We start from the raw sequence: 22,260 nt of genomic DNA on the forward strand, positions 1-22,260 counted from the left end.
ATGAGGTCATGCAACCTATTAGTCACCGACTTGGCTGATGTTATGATGTACATCGCTTTCATCTCTTTAGACCGGTCTGAAGTAGAGTCTCAATAATCCGTGAGGAATTCGTTATGAGCCGTGAAGTACCTGCTGGTAGGTTTTTTTGTATGGATGAGTTCCACAATCATCATATGAACGATGATGTCATTCGCGAAAGGCTCCGCTCAATAGACGGTATCCCCGGTGTGAGCTATCAGGTATATGGCGATAATGTTTTCGTGTTCGAGAAACTTGTCCAACTGGTGAAACAGAATGGCCATAACCTGGCAACAGCCTTAGACCTCGTTCCGCAGGCAACAATGACCGCCTCAGAGGCTATTGAGGAGTGGTCGGTCTTCCCGGCGCCATATTCTCGTGAGATCAATAATACCGACCATAGTCAGGCGATCTACCACCCTTATTTCAATGCGTATTTGCCCCGGAAATATCCTGACCGTGACGCCTGTAATGCGGATGCGACCAGATTGCTTCTCGGTAATCCTGTCGAGGGTGAGGGGGATTTTGTCTACCGGGGGCAGTCCATGATCCTTCGCCAGCCCTTTACACTCGACCGTCTTCCCCCACGGCCTGAATGGGATGTGCCGGTGTATGAAAATCCCGGTGCCTACACGCATCTCTGGAACACGGATTTTGTCAGTGGCTTCGCGCCGGTTTCCGAATCTTTGTTTAACGAGGTTAAATCAGCGGAGTGGGAATGGAACCACGCTATCGCCGCGACATGCGCGTACATGGGAAATCCGGAGTGTTTCGCCTCGTTGTGGCCCCGGGCGGGAGAGTTCGGACTGGAGCAGCTGGAGCTCAAATCCAGTGACGTTGACGAACTCGATCCGGAATACCACCAGCAATTCCAGGCTATATACCCGGAGCTGTCCATGTTGTCCCCGGCCGCTATCCAGAGAGCCTATGACGAGTACTGTGAATCGATGTGGGAATACCCTGAGAGGTGCGACGGATTTCTTTATCACCTTATTGGCAGTACCGTCAGTTCGAATGTGTCCCGCGACAACCCGGAAAAAACAGGAAGACTCATCGCACACGCATGGCTGACAGGAGCCTCGGTTGAGGATGCCTATCGTTTTGGCTCAGAGGCTCAGCAGTTCGATACCGCTCTTTCTGGGCTGGCGTATCAGGTATCCGTGGCCATGAAATTTGTTGCCGGTGATTCTGCGGCCGCAGGAAATGAAGGCCATCCGATCAGCACACTTTCCGATACCTTCCGTCAGATGAGAAAAGTAAGTAGTACCCTCCTGACGGCCACACAGAACGGCCGGAAATGATAAGCACTAACCAATATGGATTCTAACAAAAAGCACGATGAATACGTCGACTGGCTCATTGAGCAGGCAGACGATCATGAAATAAATGCCATCAGCTCAGGACTCAGAGATGCGTGGGAACTTTGTACGACCTTTCTGGCCTGTGTTTTGCTCGGCAGTGGGATGGTTCTTGCCTGCTTAAATATCACTCAGTAGGGAAATCTGATGACAACTCAAATTGAAGTTATGACGGTTGCTGAGCTGCATGCTCAACTACAACAGCTGGTGGATGATTGGCTCGGAGATATTCCGGTATGTGCGACAGATCTCCGCGCCCGGTAACGGTACCGGCGGCGACATTTTTCCGGTGAAAACCCAGCAGGACTACCGTGCCGCCTACCGTAAGCTCGAAGCGGATGGATATGCACCGGCCGTTATCGAACAAATGACCACAGGCGCTGCCTACAATCTGGCTTATCCACGAATCCCGTTAAAACGCTCTGAGAACGCCACCAGCGAACGGAAGCGAAAACCTGACGTGGACATTCAGGGAGAGCCTTGCGAGCGCTTTGTGACCCAGCGGAGCGGCGCAGCGCAGACAAAATTCAAGAATCTCCTTGTTGAGAATTTCGCGGGTCGGTGTGCGGTCACGGGATGGGTTAATGGTGGTGTGCTGGTAGCGGCTCATATCGAGCATGGGACGCGCTACAACCCTTCGAACGGCATCCTGTTGACGCCGACAATGCACGCGCTGTTTGACGCGGATCTGATGGGTATAGACCCGTCCACACTCACCGTTCATTTTAAACCGGGCATCGAGGCGGGAGAGCTGTTTGAAGGCAAAACGCTCAACCCGTTGGTGTATGACCTGGATACAGACCGGCTGGCTGCTCGCTGGGCTGATTTCCTCGGTACCGAGGAATAGATGGAAAATCCAGCCTATACCGGATGACAGTGTTTCCTGGTTAGGCACCTCATTCTGAGATGTGCTGACTGCACGCCACCATTTTATTGAAAACCGACAGAGTTGATACCACTAATGCCAAATTACCTTACGGGATATTTAAAAGCGACCATTGTTATTTTATCTGCGGGCCTGTCAGGTTGCGACCTGGCAAATGGTGCGACGGAAAGTGGAGTGTATCAGAAATACACGAATGGACCTTTCAGGGAGCCGACTATCGTGATGAGTCCGGGCTGGCGAATGGATGACCACGGCAAGGAAGCACTTATATTCGGGAGCAGCCAATGCCCAGATGCTAACGGCAACACTACGTCTGAGGGCGGTTGCGTCCTCATTGAGAATCACTCTGAGACTGTCGCGGTCATCGTTGTTGATGCGACAAAGCAATTCCGACGCCAGGAAACATGGACGATTGAACATAAAAAGGATCGGACCATTGTGATGCGCCCGGATAACAGTTATGTGATGCCCTGGGTAAAATAGCCAATTAAGTTAATCAAATTAGGATTCATACTATGGGCATTCAAGATTTGGTTGGAAAAGAAAGAGAGCTGATCGTCGTCGCACTACTGGCCCTGCATCGTGAACGCGTTAATAGTTTTAATTCAGCTTGCACGGCATGTTCATTAGCGGGGAAAGAATGGCCGGAACAGGAAATGTTTGGTATTAACGAAGTAATGAATGCCCTCCGCATGGTTGGTGCTTTGCCTGTGAGATAATGAGACCTGCTAGCTTCGCATCTGGCTGATTGATTGCCTGACCTATAACGGATTTCATGAGTTTTGAAGAGATTCTGATGTGGACGCCGTGAACAGGCCTCTTAGCGACGAGGGCTCGTTTTTATGACTAGGCGTGGACGCCAGTGCCAACCTGAATGAACAATGGGATGCAAACCGGAAACAACATGAACACCAGAGTGAATAAGCCTCAACCCGTCAGGCTTCGCCCTGTCTTCCAGAAACTGGAAGAGCTGGGGTTAACAGGGGAAATTATTTCCATTCGCACGGACGGGAAAACTGGAACCTTAACTCCAGACCTGAAGCCTGGTATCTTCAAAACGGGTCCCTGCCAAACGAAACGGATCATGACCGGCAACTGGGTTATCGCTGACTCAAGGGACTACTTTGAACATGTTGTTCTGTGTGTTGAGCGTCCAGACGGAGCCTATGACATATTCACCGGCTCTTTCATAAAATTATATCCGGTTGAAAACTGCAAAAGCAAAATCGTCGAAATGAGTAACCCTGTCCTGGTGGGCATGACTTACTCCATCCGGAAGGTTTTTAATGGAGGAAAGTTCAGTCGGCGAGGAATTGCCTATCTCTCGATCCCCGCAGTAACATCAACAAAAGTAACTTTTCCTTCCCGAACGTATCAGGAGGGGCAGGAACAAATCACAATGTCGAGCCCGGACCAGGCACCATTTTCCGAAGATGTCCGGAAAAACTGCGCCGGTACGTGTGTTCTTACCGGCGTTCGAGCCAGACAAAGAACTGAGGCAGCGCACATTAAACCCCGTCATGCTGGTGGTGAGCCGGATGTGACAAACGGGATTCTACTGCGAAGTGACATCCACACCCTCTTTGACAATTGGCACTTTTCAATCGACCCTGATTCAATGAAAGCCCGTTTCAGCCCGGATGTGCTCTCCGTCGATAAAGACTTGCTACAACTGGAAGGCAAGCAAATTGATTTTTCCCGCTTGCAAATGCCTATCAATATTGAATACCTGCGACATCACTGGAACGAATTTTTTAACCGTCATGGCAATCCATTCAGAAAGAAAGAGCCAAATAATAAAAATCAACAATTATGAAAAACGCCCAGTTAGCAGCAACATGCACTATGAGGCTATGTTAGCCTAATGGCATTCTTATTTGATAAAGCTTGCTACAAGAAGTTTTGTCAATGTTCAACCTGTTTATCAAACCTATGGAGATTATTTATGACTGGGAGTGGTATGAATACTGTACGCATAAACAATGAAGTGAAACACATCTCAGAGTTAGATTCCGAGACCCTTTCTCTTGAATGGAATAAACTGAAAAACGAAAATAACGAACTGTATCGCTGCATAAAGGAAGCAAATTCTGGTTGGCGAGGTTTTGTCCTTCGTTTGATAGGGGTTCATCTGCCTGATGGTAAAACAATTGTCATTCATGGTGTTAGCACTAAAAATGAATCTACTCACACTGAATAATACACAATAGAAAAACTGTTAGTATCAAAGATCACAATGAGGCTATGTTAGCCTTCGAACATTCACAAGAACTAAGAAATTCAAATGGCTTACGTTCAATTCGAGGTAAAAATGATGGCAGATATCAATGACTCTTATTATGCTCGTAACGAAAAGTGGATTAGGCCAGCACTGATTGCTTTTATATTTGCATTTGGCAATAGTCTCGGTGATATTCTCGGGGTTGCGAGCCCCATAGTTTCCACAGCAAGTATGTGGTTGGCTGCAATTGCGTTTATTATCACTGGTGTAATGGTGATGTTTACAGATACGATTTCAGCACATATTTTAAAATTGTTGGCGGTCGTGGCACTGTTAGGGGCAGTCATCACTTTAGTGATTCGCTATTTCACATAGAATCCCTCAATGAATGCACCGCTTGCACGCTTTCTGAGTTATTGTTTCCCTTTATAAACGTCGGCTTATGTATAGCGTTCATCTGCACAACGGGGACGTTGAGTGAATGAGAACTGCCGGATTGCGTTCCTGCATTACCACAATCAGAGATCCTGGTTGTGGTTTCTAAGAAAATTCTGAATATCGGTTCATGAGACCGGTGGTTACAACTTGTAATATATTAGACTTAGCTTTTGATTCATATATTTGTACTATACCCACATCATTTATATGGATGTAGGTCGCTATGGCGTTAAAAGGCAAATTAACTCTCAATGATGCAGATTATGCTCCATTTGAACTTAATGGGGTAGGCGTCTTTATGGCCTTTTCCGGAAACGGAATATACAGAAATCACGGTGGTTGCAGGGTTGTGCCGGATAATGGACCTAAGCGCTGGGCGTACCTCGCCGTTGTTCTCGACCTGTTCTCAAGAAAACCAGTGGGCTGGGCCATGTCGTTCTCGCCGGACAGCAGGCTTACCATGAAAGCACTGGAAATGGCATGGGAAACCCGTGGTAAGCCCGTCGGGGTGATGTTCCACAGCGATAGTAATAATGCCGATGTCAGTCTTTACCACCACTTAGTTTGCCGTTTAACCAGATTGGTGTGATTACTGATGCAGTGAAGACCTTCCCGCATCCTGACTCACACAGCGATCGACCTTTTGTGTCCTGCCCTGGACCCGTCGGTTGCCGGAAGCGCCTTCATGCGAGGCATCTCCTCACCGATGCGCGTGACTCAAGAAGGGCCTGACGGCTTGTCTCGTTACTGTCCTGTCCGGGTTATCTGTCTGGAGATTCAACTCTGTTTCCTCACAGGAGCTCTGTCATGGTTGATAAAGTTACCGAAGCTGCCGTTGTGGGTGGCGTGGATACACATAAAGATTTGCACGTTGCCGCTGTCGTAGATCAGAACAATAAAGTCCTTGGGACTCAGTATTTCTCCACAACACGACAAGGTTACCGGCAGATGCTGGCATGGATGACCTCGTTTGGGACATTAAAGCGAATTGGTGTTGAGTGCACAGGTACCTATGGTTCCGGTTTGCTTCGTTATTTTCAGAACGCCGGGTTAGAAGTTCTTGAGGTGACTGCTCCAGACCGGATGGAGCGACGCAAACGGGGTAAAAGTGACACAATTGATGCTGAATGTGCCGCTCATGCAGCATTCTCAGGCATCAGGACAGTTACTCCCAAAACGCGTGATGGCATGATTGAGTCCCTGCGGGTATTAAAAACTTGCCGAAAAACAGCAATATCAGCCCGCAGAGTCGCTCTCCAGATTATCCATTCAAATATTATCTCTGCCCCGGATGAATTACGTGAACAGCTCAGAAATATGACGCGCATGCAGCTCATCAGGACCCTGGGTTCCTGGAGACCTGATGCCAGTGAATACCGCAATGTAACCAACGTTTATCGCATTTCATTAAAGTCCCTTGCCCGACGCTATCTCGAGTTACATGACGAAATCGCTGATCTGGATGTCATGATTGCGGCAATTGTCGACGAGTTGGCACCTGAGCTGATTAAACGTAATGCTATCGGATACGAAAGCGCTTCACAGTTGCTGATCACTGCCGGAGACAATCCTCAACGGTTAAGATCAGAATCAGGATTTGCGGCACTGTGTGGTGTCAGCCCGGTCCCCGTTTCTTCTGGAAAAACGAACCGTTACCGACTTAATCGTGGTGGAGATCGTGCTGCAAATAGTGCACTTCACATCATCGCCATCGGACGCTTACGAACTGACGCAAAAACAAAGGAATATGTCGCCAGGCGTGTAGCCGAAGGACATACAAAAATGGAAGCGATACGCTGTCTAAAGCGATATATCTCCCGCGAAGTTTACACGTTACTGCGCAATCAAAACAGGCGGATCAACAGTATCCCGATAACAGCTTGACTCTTAGAAGGGCGTCCAGGGCAGCCAGTACGGCAGTGACGACTGGCAGCGCTTCTACCGGGCCAATAACCTGGCGCCGAGCATGAGCCGGCGTGGCAACTGCTGGGATAATGCGGTGGCCGAATCGTTCTTCAGTTCGCTGAAAAAAGAACGGATCAGAAAACGCATATATAAAACCAGGGATCTGGCCCGGGCGGATCTTCGATTACATTGAAGTCTTCTATAACCGGTCCCGGCGCCACAGCCACCTCGGCGACGTCAGTCCGGAGGCCTTCGAACAGGCCTCGTCGTGAGGACAGGATTTGTCTACAGGCGTGGGGTCAGTCCAAACTATAGGGCAGGATCGTCTACCGGGGCGGGGTCAGTCCATCAACGGCTCGGAAGTGTCTAGATTATCCGTGGCGATTCACCGGGGCAAACAGGCCGATCAGGAACGACATAAGAAAGTTCTGTATTACCGACAGGTCAAGAAACTGAGCATAAGAGAAACTGCTGAAGCCACCAGTTACAGTACATCTCAGGTCTGCAGGGTTCAGGCCCTGTTCAGGCCTGAAAATTAAGCACATTTTCTGAGGCTGGAAATCAACTCATGCTGACAGCCTGAGCCTGTTGGCATGGTAAGCAATGTGCTCACCAATAAAGCTGGAAATGAAATAATAGCTGTGGTCGTATCCAGTATGATATCGGAACGACGCATTGAGGTTCATCTCATTGCATACTCTCTCAAGGATTTTGGTGCGCAGTTGCTCTTCATAAAAGGCGTCACTCAGCCCCTGATCAATGAAGATTTCTGGTAATTTTTCACCCTGTAAAATGAGGCTGACTGGATCGTAGGCTTCCCACGTTTTTCTGTTTTCACCCAGGTAAGCGCTAAATGCCTGTTGCCCCCATGGCACCTGAGAAGGCGATACTATCGGGGAAAATGCTGATACGCTCACATATTCACCAGGATTTCGCAGAGCCAGCACCAGAGCACCCAGCCCTCCCATAGAATGACCGGATATAGATTTTCTTGCCGTTGCAGGAAAATGATTCATGACGACATCCGGAAGCTCTCTGAGAATATAGTCATACATCCTGTAATGAACATTCCACGGCTGTTCCGTCGCGTTCAGATAAAAACCGGCCCCCTGGCCAAGATCGTAACTGTCGGCATCCGGGACATTATTACCCCGGGGACTGGTATCCGGGACAACAACGATGACGTTATGCCGGGCTGCATAATGCTGCATACCTGATTTGGTGATGAAATTCTGCTCAGTACAGGTCAGGCCCGACAACCAGTATAGTACCGGCAGTTTTTCTGTTACTGCTTTGGGAGGAAGATACACACCGAAATTCATTTCACAATTAAGGGATTGTGAATAATGCCGGTACACGTTTTGCCAGCCGCCAGAGCTGGCATGCTGCTCAATGAGTTCCATCAGCCGTTATCTCATGGTTATTTCCCCTGACCGAAGCCAGGGGAAGTATCTTTAAATCCGGACGTCAGATAAACGTATACGCCGTGATTTTGTTACCCGCCGGATCCCGCAGGTAGGCAGCATAGGCCCCGGGAAGGTGACCACGCGGGCCAGGTTGACCTTCATCAGCTCCACCGGCGGCAAGGCCGGCAGCATGGAAAGCATCAACCTCTTCCGGGGTGGCAGCAGCGAAGCCGACAGTCACCCCGTTAGCGGAAGGTGCTTCACCGTTGCCCGGACGGGCAATGATAAATGCCGGCTTTTCGCGGCCATAGAGTACCCAGCCGTTGCCAAACGGGCCGAGGTTATTGATACCAAGCGTGCCCAGGACGACATCGTAAAATGCGGAGGATTTCTCGACATCGGCTGCGCCAATGAACACATGAGAAAAGATGCCGTCACCAGAAATTACCGGAGTTGTCATTTTCCACTTCCTTCAGTTTGAGTTGATTAAAATTCTGATGGGATCAGTAATGAATCACTGTCCGGATAGATTTGCCTTCATGCATAAGCTCGAAGGCGTCATTGATTTCATCCAGTGTCATCGTATGGGTTACAAATGGCTCAAGGTCAATATCCCCCTTCATGGCATCCTCGACCATACCGGGGAGCTGAGTGCGGCCTTTTACTCCGCCAAACGCGGAACCTTTCCATACGCGCCCGGTGACCAGCTGGAAAGGACGGGTGGAAATCTCCTGTCCGGCCCCTGCGACACCAATGACAACGGACTGCCCCCACCCACGGTGAGCACTTTCCAGCGCTGCACGCATGACGTTAACGTTACCGATACATTCAAAGGTATGGTCAATACCCCACTTGTTGATATCCAGCAGAACATCTTTAATCGGTTTGTCATAATCATTCGGGTTAATGCAGTCAGTGGCCCCGAACTGACGGGCCAGGTCAAATTTTGTCGGATTAGTATCGATAGCGATAATACGTCCCGCTTTTGCCTGACGGGCCCCCTGTACCGCAGCCAGACCAATTGCCCCCAGACCAAAAATGGCAACTGAATCGCCCGGCTGCACTTTAGCCGTGTTATGGACGGCGCCAATACCGGTAGTCACGCCACAACCCAACAGGCAGACGTGTTCATGGTTCGCCTCCGGGTTAATTTTTGCCAGAGAAACCTCGGCCACAACGGTGTATTCACTGAATGTGGAACATCCCATGTAGTGGTAAAGAGGCTGACCGTTGTATGAAAAGCGAGTGGTCCCGTCAGGCATCAGTCCTTTGCCCTGAGTCTCGCGAACCGATACACAGAGGTTCGTTTTACCGGACTGGCAGAATTCACACTCCCCGCATTCAGCGGTGTAGAGCGGAATAACATGGTCACCCGGCTTCACACTGGTGACGCCTTCACCAACTTCAACGACGATACCGGCTCCCTCGTGGCCGAGAACCACCGGGAAAACGCCCTCAGGGTCATTCCCTGAGAGGGTAAAGGCATCGGTATGGCAGACACCTGTGTGGGTGTTTTTAATCAGCACCTCGCCTTTTTTAGGCGGAGCAACATCAATTTCAACAATCTCCAGGGGCTTCCCTGGTGCAAATGCAACAGCGGCACGTGATTTCATACGTAATATATCCTCAATGTAATAATGGCCTCACCTATTTAAGATAGGCACGAACCAGCTCAATCGTATCGTCAACTGATTTACTGACTTCATGACTGTAGCTGTCATTCTGGTCAAAGGTTTCCCGTATGTGGCTCTCCAGCACCTCTGCCATCAGTCCGTTAGCGGCGCCCCGGACGGCGGCGATTTGCTGGAGAACGGAACGGCATTCAGCGCCACTTTCAAGTGCTCTTTCCAGAGCATCAATCTGACCCCGGATACGGCGAACCCGGGTTAGGACCTTTTTTTTCTCTTCAGGAGTACTGGGCATTGCTTACCTCACTGCTCTGTATTTCTTATACTATAGGGGAGTATTACATTAAGATCAACACATACCCCACTATAGTATAATAAATATATCAGAGCACCGGTAATGACTCCAACTTACTGATAGTGTTTTATGTTCAGATAATGCCCGATGACTTTGTCATGCAGCTCCACCGATTTTGAGAACGACAGTGACTTCCTGCCCAGCCTTGCCAGATGCTGCCTCAGATTCAGGTTATGCCGCTCAATGCGCTGCGTATATCGCTTGCTGATAACGTGCAGTTCTCCCTTCAGGCGTGATTCATAAAGCGGCCAGCCATCCGTCATCCATACCACGACCTCAAAGGCCGACAGCAGGCCCAGAAGACGCTCCAGCGTGACCAACGTGCGTTCACCGAATACGTGCGCCACAACCGTCCTCCGTATCCTGTCATACGCGTAAAACAACCAGCGCTGGCGTGATTTAGCGCCGACGTAACCCCACTGTTCGTCCATTTCCGCGCAAACAATGACGTCACTGCCCGGTTGTATGCGTGAGTTTACCGACTGCGGCCTGAGTTTTTTAAGTGTCGTAAAATCGTGTTGAGGCCAACGCCCATAATGCGTGCACTGGCGCGACATCCGACGCCATTCATGGCCATATCAATAATTTTCTGGTGTGTACCGGGCTGAGAGACGGTGTAAGTGAACTGTAGCTGCCATGTTTTACGGCAGTGAGAGCAGAGATAGCGCTGATGTCCGGCAGTACTTTTACCGTTACGCACCACGCCTTCAGTAGCTGAACAGGAGGGACAGCTGATAGAAACAGAAGCCACTGGAGCACCTCAAAAACACCATCATACACTAAATCAGTAAGTTGGCACCATTACCCGAATTACCAGCGTCTGCTCTTGGCACGGAGCGGACCTATTTACTGAGCCGAAGGTCCGCTCAGACTAACTCATTAAAGCCTGGTTGTTTTATCGCATCATCAGCCGTGTTCTGAAGCATTAGCTATGTATCTTCAGGGATGCTGATTTTCCCTCTGCACCAGATAAACCAGAATACAGTTTGATGTCGGTCAAAAAAGACAGCTTTAAGTGCATGAAATGAATAATGTTTCTTGAATGCTGGCAAAGCACTGGGATAGTAGTGTTGATTATTAGACGATCGGTCAATATTATTTATTGACGACTTAATGACTGAACGGTAAACGCCCGGACAAACGAGGTGAACGTGTTTAAATCTTTATTAATCAACAAAACAGATGGACGCTATAGTGCGCAACTTGCTGAAATCGCTGAAAGTGAACTACCGCAGGGGGATGTGGAGGTCAATGTTGACTATTCATCCATCAACTACAAAGACGCACTGGCCATTACGGGCCGGGGCCCAATCGTCCGACGCTTTCCCATGGTGCCCGGCATTGATTTTACCGGTACAGTGTCCGCCAGTTCACATCCCGAATATCAGGCCGGAGATAAGGTTCTCCTGACCGGCTGGGGTGTTGGGGAAAAACACTGGGGCGGACTATCCGAAAAAGCACGGGTAAATGGAGACTGGCTGACGCCGCTCCCGGCTGGCGCTAACGGCAAACACGTAATGGCAATCGGAACAGCTGGGTTTACCGCGATGCTGTGCGTAGACGCACTTCTGAATCATGGTATTAAGCCTGAAGATGGTCCGGTACTTGTTACCGGTGCCAGCGGCGGCGTCGGGAGCATTGCGGCCATGATCCTTGCATCAATGGGGTACCGCGTTACGGCGTCTACTGGACGCCCGGAAGAGGCTGCCTGGCTCTATAAAACGGTCGGTGTGGACGAGATTATTAACCGTTCCGAGCTCTCCTGTCCCGGAAAACCGTTACAGAAAGAACGCTGGGCTGCCGCCATTGATACAGTCGGTAGCCATACGCTCTGCAATGTATGCGCCGGGGTGCGTTATGGCAGTATTGTTGCAGCCTGCGGCATGGCACAGGGGATGGAACTAATGGGGAATGTGGCTCCGTTTATCCTGCGTGGCGTCACGCTGAAAGGGATTGACAGTGTCATGTTCGCGAAGGAAAAAAGAGCGGCGATCTGGCAGCAGGCGGTACAGTATTTACCGGAGTCCAGACTGGATAGCCTGACCACCGTTTATCCGCTGAGTGATGCCATCAATGTGGCCGAAAAACTTCTGAGTGGCGGAATTCGTGGCCGGGCAGTAATTCAGTGTAGCTAATGAAGTGGAAGCCAGGCTCAGCCTGGGTTTGATAATTATTATCAGGGGCTGCGGCCCCTTTTTTACTTTTCAACAGCCGTGTCCTTAGAGGGCTGATAGCGTACTGACTTTTTGAAATAGCTCCAGAAGTCGTACACAGGCTGGGTTGAGCAATAAAGTTTGGCACGCATTACGGCACCCTCCCAACTGCTCCAGAAAATGGCCGCCAGTTGCGTATTATTCATATCGGAACGGATTTCGCCCGAAGATAACGCGTCGGACAGACAGCACGCCACAAGCGCCTGCCAGCGCTCAAGTATTTCGTGGAGCTGTTTGATAAAGGACAGTGGAAGACCCGGACTCTCCTGCATCATATTGCCAACCAGACAGCCCCGGGTGAAATTGTACTTTTTAATGCCGTCGCAGGCATCGTCGATGAAATTTTCCAGACGCATCATTGGTGTGAAGGATGATTCATACAGATGTTTTTGGAGTTTATGCACAAAGAAACTGTCATAGGCGCTCAGAACAGTCTGGGCATACTCTTCTTTGCTCTTGAAATAGTAATAAAATGAGCCTTTAGGAACACTGGCATTTTTGACAATGGCATCGACTCCCGTTGAAAGAAAACCATTCTGCGTGAGCAGTTCAAGCCCGCTTCGGATCAGGTCATTACGGGTATCTGTATAGGTACTCTCTGTTTTTCGTGGCCTGCCTCGCCCACGAATTTCGCCAGTCATGACTTTGCTCCTGCATTTTATTAACGGAAAAGAATAAGTGATTTTGCGCGGAGGCTTCAATCAGTTTATCCCCGGCGGTGACGAGGTGGCCACCTATGCCGACTGGACAGGGGACTGACTATTGCCATAACGCCATCGCAGGTTGCTTCAGTAAACCTGCTAATCCCGTACAATGGCGAATTCGCTATATCCGCTTCTCGCACTTAGCTGCCATAAATCGGCCAGGCAATCACAGGTCATTTCTGTCTCGCAAAGAAGGTGCCGTTTCTGCTTTGCGTTGACACCCCTAAATATTAGAATTAAAAGGAGAGAGTTACTGGAAAAAGGCAGCGGAGGCAGTGACAATCGTGGCTTGAAGCCACTACTCGATGGATGCGGACATGTAGTTGGCGTCATTCGACAAAACTAGCAAACTTCTAATAGTCACCATTTCTCCCGTCTGGCGGGAGTGCTGTCAAATGCCCCCCTCATCTCTGTGTGGGAAATGAAGGGTGAAGGGGAAATAGATGACAGCGTTATTTCTACGCCCAGAATACTGAATACCTTGTACAGACGATCAATACTGGCGCTAGCAGGGTTTGCTTCCAGGCGGGCATAGGTTTGCTGCGTTACGCCAAGCCTCTCAGACACATCTTTTTGCGTGAAGCCCTTGATTTTGCGAAACCCGATTAGCACAGGTCTGAGCTGGTTCAGCGTTTTTATCGGGAACTGATTATTCATAAGTGACCTGCCTCGCAGACTGAGTAGGGAGTACCGCCCTGTAATACAGCAGGTAAGGTGTATTTTGTGTTATACAGACTATAGGCTGTAAAACCTTTATTGAAAAGATGCTGATGTTCCAGGGGCATGCCGAGCATGGACGATTTTCTGCGGGGCGGTATTTCGCTACGGGGGAGATTGCGTTCGGGCAATGTACCGGTGTAAAAAACGTCAATTTTTCAAAACCGCTGTTATCGGGATAAGCTGAAAACTCCGAAGGCAGACACAGCCACGAATAATGTCAGACTTAAACTCTGTAGCTGTCTTCTTTTGCCTGTAAATAACGTCTAGTTTGACTCTGATGAAGGCTGTACCAGGCAGAGAACATGTCACTCTCGGGGCCGGATGATAAAATGTGTTCAACTGGCTGGGCAGGGTAATAGCGAAGAACGTTCTCTGAAATTCGATTCAGCTCAGCGTAACGTGCGCTGTAGGTATGTATAATCCATTGCATCAATTTTGCATCCGTATTATTCGCAGATTACACACAAGAAGCTTAACAATGGCTGAAAGAGTGAGCAGGGATATGTAACAAAAACAAGGGCTTCAAGATGAACTGGATAAAACCGGAGCAGAGCAAGCCCTGTTCCGGTTTGTCAGGCTTTGGAATTTCTTCCAGGCCCCTGCAGCTAGTCACAACAAACACATTAATGTTTTCATTGCTTCAATTCAATATTATTGTGTGAAAGGGATTCCATCGAAATCGGCTTATGCATGCTTAAAACTAAACTGCCCCGGCTGCAGTCATTTGGTTGCTGTGGGCTCTGTACTGTGTCTAATAGTGAAAGAATCTTACGTTATAACGAAGGAAATTGCTGAATGACTCTACGATTGCAGACGGAATCACCCGCTGACCAGGATATGTTTAGAGGCAGCAGTCATGAAAAAGTTGCAGAGAATGTGGCTCAGATCATCAGGACACCTGATGTCAATATTATTGGTCTGGAAGGTGAGCTGGGTTCAGGTAAGTCAACAATATTGAAGTTCCTGCAGAAAAAGCTTAAAGATGATTTTACGTTCATTAACTTTGATGCAGAACGTTACCATCATGGCTCAACTAAAAAAGCGCTTATCGATGTCATCCACCACGGGGTCAGCCTACAATGTCCGGGCTCCCGGGATGTGTTGGATAAGTATAAAAATCTGGCTCTGGGTAACATCGTTGAATACGACAAGAGGGTCAGCAGCAGGCTAAGCTGGTTGACCGTCGTTTTTATTTTACTGTCATTGCTTTCCGTGCAGATGCTTCGTTATGTGCTAACAGACCTTAATCAATATTTTACTAACAATGATCTTACCCACGAATAGTGGACACACGACTAAGTGAGTAAACTCTTAACCAGAGGTGACTCATGACAAAACCAGCATCAACCAGTAAGAAGCCCCGCAAACAGTACACGCCTGAATTCCGCAACGAAGCCCTGAAGCTTGCGGAACGTATCGGTGTTGCTGCCGCTGCCCGGGAACTCAGCCTGTACGAATCCCAGCTCTACGCATGGCGCAGTAAGATTAACAATGCCCGCAGCTCTTCCGAACGTGAGCAGGAAATGTCCGTTGAAATTGCCCGTCTTAAGCGCCAACTGGCGGAACAGGCAGAGGAGCTGGCCATTCTCCAAAAGGCCGCGACATACTTCGCGAAGCGCCTGAAATGAAGTATGTCTTTATTGAAAAACATCGGGCTGAGTTCAGCGTCAAAGCCATATGCCGGGTACTGCGGGTCGCCCGTAGCGGCTGGTATGCGTGGCGTCTGCGTCGTCAGCAGATAACACCACGTCAGCAGTTCCGGCTCGTCTGTGATACTGCTGTCCGTCAGGCATTCACTGAGGCAAAACAGCGTTATGGTGCGCCTCGTCTCGCTGACGAACTGCCTGAGTACAACGTCAAAACCATTGCCGCCAGCCTGCGGCGTCAGGGGCTTCGCGCAAAAGCGGCCCGGAAGTTCAGCCCGGTCCGATACCGCGAACATGGCCTGCCGGTGTCTGAAAATCTGCTGAAACAGGATTTTTACGCGAGTGGCCCGAATCAGAAGTGGGCGGGTGACATCACGTACTTGCGCACGGACGAAGGCTGGTTGTACCTGGCGGTGGTCATTGACCTGTGGTCCCGTGCTGTCATCGGCTGGTCGATGTCGTCGCGGATGACAGCGCAGCTGGCCTGCGATGCGCTACAGATGGCACTCTGGCGACGTAAGCGCCCGGAAAATGTCATCGTGCATACGGACAGAGGCGGGCAGTACTGTTCGGCAGACTATCTGGCGTTACTGAAGCGGCATAATCTGCACGGTAGCATGAGTGCCAAAGGATGTTGTTACGACAATGCCTGCGCGGAAAGCTTCTTCCACTCGCTGAAGGTGGAATGTATCCACGGGGAACGCCTTATCAGCCGGGAAATCATGCGGATGACGGTGTTTAATTATATCGAGTGTGATTACAATCGGTGGCGCCGACACAGTGCCTGTGGCGGACTCAGTCCCGAACAATTTGAAAACCAGAACCTCGCTTAGGGCCGTGTCCACATTACGTGGGTAGGATCACAAGGAGTCATTATTAGGGTGGCTTTTTTATGTTGAGGTGGCCGCGTTTCTTTCTCCTGCCATTATGGTCGCAGGACTGGCATGCCTGCAGAACATGGAATGGTACAGAAAGAAAGGGTATTCGAGTATTGGTGATTTGTTCAAACGCAACAGTACTGACAGGATTGAAGAGACTTGGCTAGTTAATAAGGAGGTCGGAGCTATTGAGCTGGCTGAAGCTCTGCAGGGATTTACCTCCAAAGAGGTCATTTCCCATGGAGATCGCTTCATCCTTATCATTGATAATCTGGACCGAATCAGTGCAGACAAAGTGAAAGAGCTCTGGAGTGATATGGAGCTTATTGCCGGAGCCACTCATGAACACTTCAGGATAGTGGTGCCCTATTCGGCAAGACAGGTTTCAGCCTCACTTTCTGTGGCGGGTTTCAGCGGGCGTGAGTTTATTGCAAAGCGGATTCCTGTAAGTTTTCAGGTTCCTCCTCTTATTTCGGCAGGATGGCAGGAAGCGTTAAGGCAGTACTGGAAAGAAACAGTAAATGAGGATGCAGGGATAGCGTGCCGGGAAGCAACGGTGTTGCTTGAGCGCTGGAAACCCTCTGAGTATCCTCGTATCACACCGCGATTAATGAAGAAGTTTGTTAATGATATTCATATTCTGAACCTTACCGTTCCTGCAACAGAAGATCATCGCCATATTCTTATTGCTCTCTACTTACTGGTGGTCAGATACGGGGAGCGAGATATTAAAGTATTACTTCGCGATCCCAAAGCTAGTCAGACCGAACCCGGTATTGCTCCGGATGATTTTGACGAGATGCTCTCGCTAACTTATCAACAAATATCCCGAATTTTTAATAACGATACAGAAAGATGGAGCGAATTTCTGATGAGCATCCACTATCAGTCCACGGTGGAGCTTGCCAGGAGCGAGTTGCTTGATACGCCTCTTAAAGACGCGATTGGTGCTATAAATATCCCACGGCTTGAAGAACTGACGGCCTTGTGGGGTTTCGCTGAAGCATGGCAGCGAGTGGCACCACATATTCAGATGCGAGACTGGCTGGTTTCTTATAGCCGGATGGATGAGAAGTGTCAGGCTCTCGCCGAACCGCAACTCAAAGTCGCAGTGCAAATGCTGAATCAGAGTTATGCTGTTTCACTCAGAGAAAAGAATGATGAAGGTTTCGTATTGAGTCTGCAGAAACTGATGGCTGACGGGCGGATAAGCCTAGAGCCTTTCGTCGAAAGGCAAATATCGTTTATTGTGAGTAAACTTGATGAAATTCAGGATTCAGAAAAATTGGAGGCTGAATCCACGCAGACGTTGCTGCAGGAAGCTGATTCATACTCTGTTCTGGCCGGTGAATCACTACTGAATAAAATGGAGAATTTTGTAGATGGCGTATTTTATGTGGAATACCTTGTCAATAATGAAGAGACCTTGTCAAACCTGAAAATTGGCACACTAGATATCGGAAATCACGGTCGGGAGGAGATGTTACGCTATGGAGCTGAGCAACCTCAGATAGACCTTTTTAATCCGGGAATTATCCGGCATATCAATATTGCATCGAAGGCGGTACAGAACGTAATTGGAAAGAATGATGGTACAGGTGGGGCTCAGGTTAGCTCTGCAATAATGACGCTTAAAAATCGTCAGGTTGTTGAGGACGTTATCCATTTCAGAAAAATTGTTCTGAGCCCGGACTGGAATAATAATGTTTTAAATCAATATTATCTTAATAATACGGCGACGAGGAATCTCTTCCCTGCGGAATTTGCTGCACAGGCTGTTGCTCACATGGTGCTCCATGGTAACTATGCCGGTATCGAGTCGTACAGTGAACATATTGGTGAGGAACGGTTTGACCTGGCTTTGGCTGCATATCTTCGTTATCTACGTACTGCCGAGAGTATCTTTATAGCACTTAAGGATAAAAATGTTCTGCCGTACATCAAAAATGCTGTTGGCAGGATTGTTGATTTAGGTCTTCTGGTGAATATACCTGTCCTGAGCTTTGTTAAAGGTCAGTATGACGTCATCAAAGAAGCTACAAATGCAACCTCTCTTTTAATATTTGTGCGAGAGCGTCAAAAAGCACTGTCAGAGAAAATAATTGAGTCTGATGTGAATGCTATGGGTCCAGTATTTCTCCATGACGTATATCAGTCAGGTGAGCAGTTTGATATTTTGAAGAAAAAGCTGAACGCCCTGGCATGTGGAGTATTTAGTTCTTCTGAAAGGCTTATTGAGTGTTTTACGGTTCTTCCTGTGAACATGCGCTTTATCCTTGAACAAATGCAACTTCAGGGGCAGCATATCCGGATGGAAGGTAGTGTGGGTATCTTTGCATCATGGTTCCGTGATGCAGAGCCAGACGTTGTCACAAATGCCGAGAACATTCATTTCCTGTGGTCTTGCCTCGACGATACCCAGAGAGAGACTGTACTTGATGAGTTGCACGATGTCTTACTTGAAAGACATATTCGTATTGACAGCCGTATTGCGATTATTACCCGTTTTCATAATGAGTTGTCGTTTATTGAACCTGAGAAGGCCGTTGAACGCAGGGCTATTGCGGCGCTGTTTAGCGCTTCTGTTGATAATGTATTATTGTCTCAATGGCTTGACCGTCAGACGTTTTCATTTTCATCATGGTCTCCGGAGGACGCCCGTACGGCAACGAGTTGTATAATGAATAACTCGGAGATTTTTCCTCTCATCTGCAGGAATTCACAGTATATTAAAAACAGAATGTTACCAGAGAAAGCGGACGTTACAGAAGATAGTGATACGTTTCCGGACTGAGTTCGTTCTTTAAATCCTATACCTGAAGACCACAGCGGTGGTCTTTGGGAGTTTTTTTATTGCCTGATATACATTAAGCATGTTATATCTTGCTAAGAAATAATCATTCAGGGATTAATCATAACTACTGAAGTTATGTTGTGTTCTTTTCTTTTAAAAATAAATTATTCAGATTTATTTTCTATTGATTTAATGAGGTAGGGAATGACAGAAAGTGCTTTGCTTTTGCGAGAGGCATTTAATGAATCGGTTAACTATATGACATGGTCTTTTTATTCACTGATAACTGCTTACGTTTCGATGGCTTTTTATGATAGAGTTGAGGTTAAGACCCGAATAAATAATTATCTGAATAAGTTACTTTTCGTGATTGCTATGTCCGTTTTTATCCCAAATATGTACTTTGTTTCAATGGTGTTCAGTCAGAAGTTAGGCACCGCAGCTGGCGTTGCGTCATTCATTATTGGGCTACTTTTCATGATGTTAAACTCGGCGCCTGTAATTACTGGTATCGTACAGCAGCGCAAAGATTGAGTTTTATGAGTATAGTCAGTTGGGTTTTCATCTGTTTTATCAGACTTAGAAAAATGAAATCTTTCAATTCATTGATTTTAAACGCAAAAAAATTTCTAAATGATCAGAATTATAGGGTGCTCCTTATGCTGCGCCGTCGGCATTGACCACTCGATGGAAACCTTACTCCGCACTGATCCTGAGAAGTACGGCTACCAGGCTGGTCTAAACCGCCTTCAGCGTTTCCTGACCAAAATCCAGTACGACTGGAGCCTTCGGGATTATATCGGCCGCAAAGTGTTTGAGGGCGGGTATGTGCGTCTTCAGCCCAATGTTTTCTCGTCGTCCCTGACCGAACGACTGTTCCATATCTGTTGCAGCCTCGATTACGTGGAGGCCCAGCGGGCCGCAGCGGTGCGGGAAAAGTTACTTTCTGGCGAGGTCGAAGATACGGCGCATAACCGCCGCATGGCGGAGCCGCAGTTTCGACTGGTGCAGGAAGCCAACGTGCTGCATATCGACTTTCTCTGGTCACTGCATTGCTTTAACCCGCGACCATTTCGCGCCATCGAACTTTACCGCCAGGTGTGGGAAGGGGGGGCACTGGATCTGCTCGACGATGAGCCAGCTATGCAACCCGTACCCCGCACGCCGATGCCAGCACCACGCTGGATGAAGTTGCCGGAAGGCCGTATCGGGACGTCATTTGACGGGCTGTCTGATCCGTCTGCCGAAATGGCCTATTTTGACGGTCGGGAGGATGACCGTGCTTCCCGCAGCCTGCTGAGCAGCGGGGAAAGCCTGAACATCGTTGCATTCGAAGAAGAGGATGAGCTGACGGTCGATGAAGACACTGCGTCCTGGATTATCTGGCATGAATATGACGGATTACGCCAGCGTGTGTCTGACGGTGAGTTTACCCCCGTGGCGGCGGCACAGTACCTGCTTAGATACGGCGCCGTCCGAATTTCCCGGGGGAAAGGTGCGGTGTACCACCGCCTCGCTCAACGCGGGCAGGCCTTTTCACGTCTTGGCATTAACGACCAGACGCCGCTGCCGTCCCTGCTCGTCAGCCACCGTTTCAAGATCCTGACCGACTGCGATTACCGCCTGCTCGTTGCCCGTAAACTGCGGGGGCAGCGGCAGAAACTGCGCTTCTGGTGCTGTGTTGCGGCCTGTGTGGCGCTGCACACCCACAACCGAACGCCTCTTGGGGCATGGATCACGACGCAACTGGAGAACGAACGCCAGCAACATCTGGCCCGGACGGGTGACGAACTGAAAGCCGGTCTGCTCGACGCTGTACTGACTCTCTGTAACCTGCGGATTAAGCCTCAATCAATGCAACCGGAGGAACGGTTGTATTACCGGGCTGTCAGAAAACGCTTTCTGACGACGTTAGCCAGGTGTATTTCCCAGGAGTACGACGAAACCTTACGGGAGGTTATTTGGGCGCTGAGGATGCTGTCCGGTCCCCAGTCTTCGAAAAAGACGGGATTCCGGCATGTGGATGATTGCCGGGAGAGTACTGCGGCACTGTTAAGGCCTCTGCTGAATCGTCTGGTCCGCCTGCTGGCGTGAGGCAATTAGCACAATCAGACAGACCTAAAAAAGCGTGAAAATAGCCCCGTTAACGGAAAAATAGATGAAATGTGTGTGGTGTAATGCTCGCAGGGGTGAAGTCCGTTACGGTGCGGGTTTGAAAAGTAACTTTTTTCATCAGACTAACAACATCCATTTTAAAACTATTAGGGACTGATATATGACCGATAAAGAGGATAAAAAAAGGAACTTAAGGAAGATAAGGGGCATTTCAATCAACTGGGAATTTAATAAGCCCACTGGTAAGGAACACCTGCTATTAATTATTGCCATAGTGGCATGTATTTTCCCTAGTCAGATTTTTTTCAATTCCTCTCTATGGAGCGGCTTCCTGTATTTAATTTGTGTTGCGGGTAGTTATGCATACCTGGCTATACCTCATTTTAAACATCGTAAGGAAATCTGGAAGGGATGGCTTGACCAGTCGCTGAAAGAGTACCAGCCGCTTGATCTGCAAGCTTGGGAGGTTTTTAAGGCCCGCGTTAGTGAGGAAGGCATGACTTATGTTGCTTTTGAATCATGGATGAATACTGAGGCTAGTGCTTTATATAAAGAACCCAAACAAGAATGGTCATTTGTCGACAAAACACCGGTCGGAGAAAATGATCAGTCAGAACCTGTTCAACAGATTTCAGTAAGTAATAAAAAAGAATAGATAATTTTAATCGAAAACCGTCCTGAAAACAGGGCTAATTATCCAGAGGATTGCACTATGACTATTCAAGAAAAAAATACCGTTTTCATTTTTAATGCCTGCCACGCTGACAAGGCCACTGCCTCCAGCGCCAATGCACTTTACAGCCTGGAAGTTGAATATCCGATGACCCTGAATGATTTGTCATTGCTGTGGCTTTGTTGAATAAATAAGATTTCTTGCGAACGACCCTGTAGCTGGCTGGATTTTCAGGCAATACGCACGCTTTCTGGCATCCCAGCCTTTGTCATCCTGTTCAACGCACGCACCATGGCCATAGC

General features: G+C 48.7%; 24 protein-coding genes and 3 pseudogenes. 19 read left to right on the plus strand and 8 right to left on the minus strand.

Translation table 11 applies throughout. From position 1 onward, the window contains the following. The first annotated feature begins 113 nt into the window (after window positions 1-113). From C3406_RS18275 to C3406_RS18340, 11 genes and pseudogenes are all read left to right on the plus strand, one after another. Window positions 114-1,319 (plus strand): hypothetical protein, encoded by a 1,206-nt coding sequence (locus tag C3406_RS18275; RefSeq protein WP_015063155.1) that lies wholly within the window; start codon window positions 114-116, stop codon window positions 1,317-1,319. Window positions 1,320-1,563: 244 nt separating this feature from the next. Beyond that, window positions 1,564-2,223 (plus strand): HNH endonuclease, encoded by a 660-nt coding sequence (locus tag C3406_RS18285; RefSeq protein WP_015063156.1) that lies wholly within the window; start codon window positions 1,564-1,566, stop codon window positions 2,221-2,223. Window positions 2,224-2,337: 114 nt separating this feature from the next. Beyond that, window positions 2,338-2,745 carry a hypothetical protein gene (locus tag C3406_RS18290; RefSeq protein ID WP_015063157.1) on the plus strand — a complete coding sequence of 136 codons (408 nt, stop codon included), beginning with the start codon at window positions 2,338-2,340 and terminating at the stop codon, window positions 2,743-2,745. A gap of 32 nt (window positions 2,746-2,777) precedes the next feature. After that, window positions 2,778-2,981 carry a hypothetical protein gene (locus C3406_RS18295; protein ID WP_022652195.1) on the plus strand — a complete coding sequence of 68 codons (204 nt, stop codon included), beginning with the start codon at window positions 2,778-2,780 and terminating at the stop codon, window positions 2,979-2,981. A 185-nt stretch (window positions 2,982-3,166) separates the two neighbouring features. Beyond that, entirely contained in the window at window positions 3,167-4,078 is a 912-nt protein-coding gene (locus C3406_RS26310; protein ID WP_022652196.1) for an HNH endonuclease, read from the plus strand. Between the two features lie 129 nt (window positions 4,079-4,207). Continuing rightward, window positions 4,208-4,462 carry a hypothetical protein gene (locus C3406_RS18305; protein ID WP_022652197.1) on the plus strand — a complete coding sequence of 85 codons (255 nt, stop codon included), beginning with the start codon at window positions 4,208-4,210 and terminating at the stop codon, window positions 4,460-4,462. Window positions 4,463-4,546: 84 nt separating this feature from the next. Continuing rightward, window positions 4,547-4,858 (plus strand): hypothetical protein, encoded by a 312-nt coding sequence (locus C3406_RS18310; protein ID WP_032610398.1) that lies wholly within the window; start codon window positions 4,547-4,549, stop codon window positions 4,856-4,858. Between the two features lie 430 nt (window positions 4,859-5,288). Then, a pseudogene (locus C3406_RS18320) lies at window positions 5,289-5,456 on the plus strand (DDE-type integrase/transposase/recombinase); the annotation flags it as partial. Window positions 5,457-5,728: 272 nt separating this feature from the next. Continuing rightward, entirely contained in the window at window positions 5,729-6,805 is a 1,077-nt protein-coding gene (locus C3406_RS18330; RefSeq protein WP_000227969.1) for an IS110 family RNA-guided transposase, read from the plus strand. 16 nt (window positions 6,806-6,821) lie between these two features. Beyond that, window positions 6,822-7,098, plus strand: a pseudogene (locus C3406_RS18335) (IS3 family transposase); the annotation flags it as partial. A gap of 114 nt (window positions 7,099-7,212) precedes the next feature. After that, a pseudogene (locus C3406_RS18340) lies at window positions 7,213-7,365 on the plus strand (recombinase family protein); the annotation flags it as partial. Window positions 7,366-7,392: 27 nt separating this feature from the next. Here C3406_RS18340 and fghA read toward each other — a convergent pair. From fghA to C3406_RS18365, 5 genes are all read right to left on the minus strand, one after another. Then, window positions 7,393-8,229, minus strand: a complete 837-nt coding sequence (fghA, locus tag C3406_RS18345) for an S-formylglutathione hydrolase (protein WP_012561110.1) — start codon at window positions 8,227-8,229, stop codon at window positions 7,393-7,395. Window positions 8,230-8,293: 64 nt separating this feature from the next. Continuing rightward, on the minus strand, window positions 8,294-8,692 hold the full coding sequence (locus tag C3406_RS18350; protein ID WP_012561111.1) for a VOC family protein: 399 nt from the start codon (window positions 8,690-8,692) through the stop codon (window positions 8,294-8,296). 43 nt (window positions 8,693-8,735) lie between these two features. After that, the gene (gene frmA / locus C3406_RS18355) at window positions 8,736-9,845 is read right to left on the minus strand and encodes an S-(hydroxymethyl)glutathione dehydrogenase (protein WP_017384070.1); all 1,110 of its coding nucleotides are present in this window, start codon (window positions 9,843-9,845) and stop codon (window positions 8,736-8,738) included. A 34-nt stretch (window positions 9,846-9,879) separates the two neighbouring features. Beyond that, a complete protein-coding gene (gene frmR, locus C3406_RS18360; RefSeq protein WP_017384071.1) occupies window positions 9,880-10,155 on the minus strand; it encodes a formaldehyde-responsive transcriptional repressor FrmR in 276 nt (91 codons plus the stop codon). Window positions 10,156-10,268: 113 nt separating this feature from the next. Then, a protein-coding gene (locus tag C3406_RS18365) for an IS1 family transposase (RefSeq protein ID WP_223195083.1) occupies window positions 10,269-10,966 on the minus strand; the annotation gives its coding sequence in 2 pieces (ribosomal slippage) (window positions 10,269-10,717 and window positions 10,717-10,966; 699 coding nt in all). A gap of 400 nt (window positions 10,967-11,366) precedes the next feature. On the opposite strand from C3406_RS18365, the gene acuI reads away from it, so the two are divergent. Then, window positions 11,367-12,350 carry an acrylyl-CoA reductase (NADPH) gene (gene acuI, locus C3406_RS18375; protein ID WP_023280857.1) on the plus strand — a complete coding sequence of 328 codons (984 nt, stop codon included), beginning with the start codon at window positions 11,367-11,369 and terminating at the stop codon, window positions 12,348-12,350. A 62-nt stretch (window positions 12,351-12,412) separates the two neighbouring features. Here acuI and acuR read toward each other — a convergent pair whose 3' ends face one another. Together acuR and C3406_RS18385 are read right to left on the minus strand one after the other, a co-directional pair. After that, entirely contained in the window at window positions 12,413-13,069 is a 657-nt protein-coding gene (acuR, locus tag C3406_RS18380) for an acrylate utilization transcriptional regulator AcuR (protein ID WP_023280966.1), read from the minus strand. A 423-nt stretch (window positions 13,070-13,492) separates the two neighbouring features. Beyond that, window positions 13,493-13,789, minus strand: coding sequence for a helix-turn-helix transcriptional regulator (locus C3406_RS18385; RefSeq protein WP_017384073.1), 297 nt, complete (start codon window positions 13,787-13,789; stop codon window positions 13,493-13,495). Between the two features lie 858 nt (window positions 13,790-14,647). On the opposite strand from C3406_RS18385, the gene C3406_RS18390 reads away from it, so the two are divergent. The 7 genes from C3406_RS18390 to C3406_RS26205 all read left to right on the plus strand — a co-directional run bounded on the left by C3406_RS18390 (window position 14,648) and on the right by C3406_RS26205 (window position 22,144). Further along, on the plus strand, window positions 14,648-15,136 hold the full coding sequence (locus C3406_RS18390) for a P-loop NTPase fold protein (RefSeq protein ID WP_023280967.1): 489 nt from the start codon (window positions 14,648-14,650) through the stop codon (window positions 15,134-15,136). 44 nt (window positions 15,137-15,180) lie between these two features. Next, window positions 15,181-16,331 (plus strand): IS3 family transposase gene (locus C3406_RS18395; RefSeq protein WP_087855188.1). Its coding sequence is split into 2 segments (ribosomal slippage): window positions 15,181-15,439 and window positions 15,439-16,331, totalling 1,152 coding nucleotides; the frame shifts between segments, so codons are not numbered across the junction. A 124-nt stretch (window positions 16,332-16,455) separates the two neighbouring features. Next, window positions 16,456-19,170 carry a P-loop NTPase fold protein gene (locus tag C3406_RS18400; RefSeq protein WP_157843391.1) on the plus strand — a complete coding sequence of 905 codons (2,715 nt, stop codon included), beginning with the start codon at window positions 16,456-16,458 and terminating at the stop codon, window positions 19,168-19,170. Between the two features lie 204 nt (window positions 19,171-19,374). Then, on the plus strand, window positions 19,375-19,704 hold the full coding sequence (locus C3406_RS18405) for a hypothetical protein (RefSeq protein WP_000140246.1): 330 nt from the start codon (window positions 19,375-19,377) through the stop codon (window positions 19,702-19,704). A gap of 153 nt (window positions 19,705-19,857) precedes the next feature. Next, a complete protein-coding gene (locus C3406_RS18410; protein ID WP_223866369.1) occupies window positions 19,858-21,264 on the plus strand; it encodes a hypothetical protein in 1,407 nt (468 codons plus the stop codon). Window positions 21,265-21,445: 181 nt separating this feature from the next. Then, entirely contained in the window at window positions 21,446-21,940 is a 495-nt protein-coding gene (locus tag C3406_RS18415; protein ID WP_015063025.1) for a hypothetical protein, read from the plus strand. A gap of 57 nt (window positions 21,941-21,997) precedes the next feature. Next, complete coding sequence (locus C3406_RS26205; RefSeq protein ID WP_158250570.1) at window positions 21,998-22,144, plus strand: hypothetical protein; 147 nt, start codon at window positions 21,998-22,000, stop codon at window positions 22,142-22,144. A gap of 44 nt (window positions 22,145-22,188) precedes the next feature. On the opposite strand, the gene C3406_RS26570 is transcribed toward C3406_RS26205, so the two are convergent. Further along, window positions 22,189-22,260 (minus strand): hypothetical protein (locus C3406_RS26570; protein ID WP_223177208.1); only part of this gene is annotated, 72 nt, incomplete at its 5' end.

The organism is Leclercia sp. LSNIH8 (genome assembly GCF_002920195.1).
Classification (GTDB): Bacteria; Pseudomonadota; Gammaproteobacteria; order Enterobacterales; family Enterobacteriaceae; genus Enterobacter.

Bases quoted from the DNA above. Each gene is read 5' to 3' on its own strand.
- C3406_RS18275 (WP_015063155.1), top strand. From the start codon at position 114: ATGAGCCGTGAAGTACCTGCTGGTAGGTTTTTTTGTATGGATGAGTTC.
- C3406_RS18285 (WP_015063156.1), top strand. From the start codon at position 1,564: ATGCTCAACTACAACAGCTGGTGGATGATTGGCTCGGAGATATTCCGG.
- C3406_RS18290 (WP_015063157.1), top strand. From the start codon at position 2,338: ATGCCAAATTACCTTACGGGATATTTAAAAGCGACCATTGTTATTTTA.
- C3406_RS18295 (WP_022652195.1), top strand. From the start codon at position 2,778: ATGGGCATTCAAGATTTGGTTGGAAAAGAAAGAGAGCTGATCGTCGTC.
- C3406_RS26310 (WP_022652196.1), top strand. From the start codon at position 3,167: ATGAACACCAGAGTGAATAAGCCTCAACCCGTCAGGCTTCGCCCTGTC.
- C3406_RS18305 (WP_022652197.1), top strand. From the start codon at position 4,208: ATGACTGGGAGTGGTATGAATACTGTACGCATAAACAATGAAGTGAAA.
- C3406_RS18310 (WP_032610398.1), top strand. From the start codon at position 4,547: ATGGCTTACGTTCAATTCGAGGTAAAAATGATGGCAGATATCAATGAC.
- C3406_RS18330 (WP_000227969.1), top strand. From the start codon at position 5,729: ATGGTTGATAAAGTTACCGAAGCTGCCGTTGTGGGTGGCGTGGATACA.
- fghA (WP_012561110.1), bottom strand. From the start codon at position 8,229: ATGGAACTCATTGAGCAGCATGCCAGCTCTGGCGGCTGGCAAAACGTG.
- C3406_RS18350 (WP_012561111.1), bottom strand. From the start codon at position 8,692: ATGACAACTCCGGTAATTTCTGGTGACGGCATCTTTTCTCATGTGTTC.
- frmA (WP_017384070.1), bottom strand. From the start codon at position 9,845: ATGAAATCACGTGCCGCTGTTGCATTTGCACCAGGGAAGCCCCTGGAG.
- frmR (WP_017384071.1), bottom strand. From the start codon at position 10,155: ATGCCCAGTACTCCTGAAGAGAAAAAAAAGGTCCTAACCCGGGTTCGC.
- acuR (WP_023280966.1), bottom strand. From the start codon at position 13,069: ATGACTGGCGAAATTCGTGGGCGAGGCAGGCCACGAAAAACAGAGAGT.
- C3406_RS18385 (WP_017384073.1), bottom strand. From the start codon at position 13,789: ATGAATAATCAGTTCCCGATAAAAACGCTGAACCAGCTCAGACCTGTG.
- C3406_RS18390 (WP_023280967.1), top strand. From the start codon at position 14,648: ATGACTCTACGATTGCAGACGGAATCACCCGCTGACCAGGATATGTTT.
- C3406_RS18400 (WP_157843391.1), top strand. From the start codon at position 16,456: ATGGAATGGTACAGAAAGAAAGGGTATTCGAGTATTGGTGATTTGTTC.
- C3406_RS18405 (WP_000140246.1), top strand. From the start codon at position 19,375: ATGACAGAAAGTGCTTTGCTTTTGCGAGAGGCATTTAATGAATCGGTT.
- C3406_RS18410 (WP_223866369.1), top strand. From the start codon at position 19,858: ATGGAAACCTTACTCCGCACTGATCCTGAGAAGTACGGCTACCAGGCT.
- C3406_RS18415 (WP_015063025.1), top strand. From the start codon at position 21,446: ATGACCGATAAAGAGGATAAAAAAAGGAACTTAAGGAAGATAAGGGGC.
- C3406_RS26205 (WP_158250570.1), top strand. From the start codon at position 21,998: ATGACTATTCAAGAAAAAAATACCGTTTTCATTTTTAATGCCTGCCAC.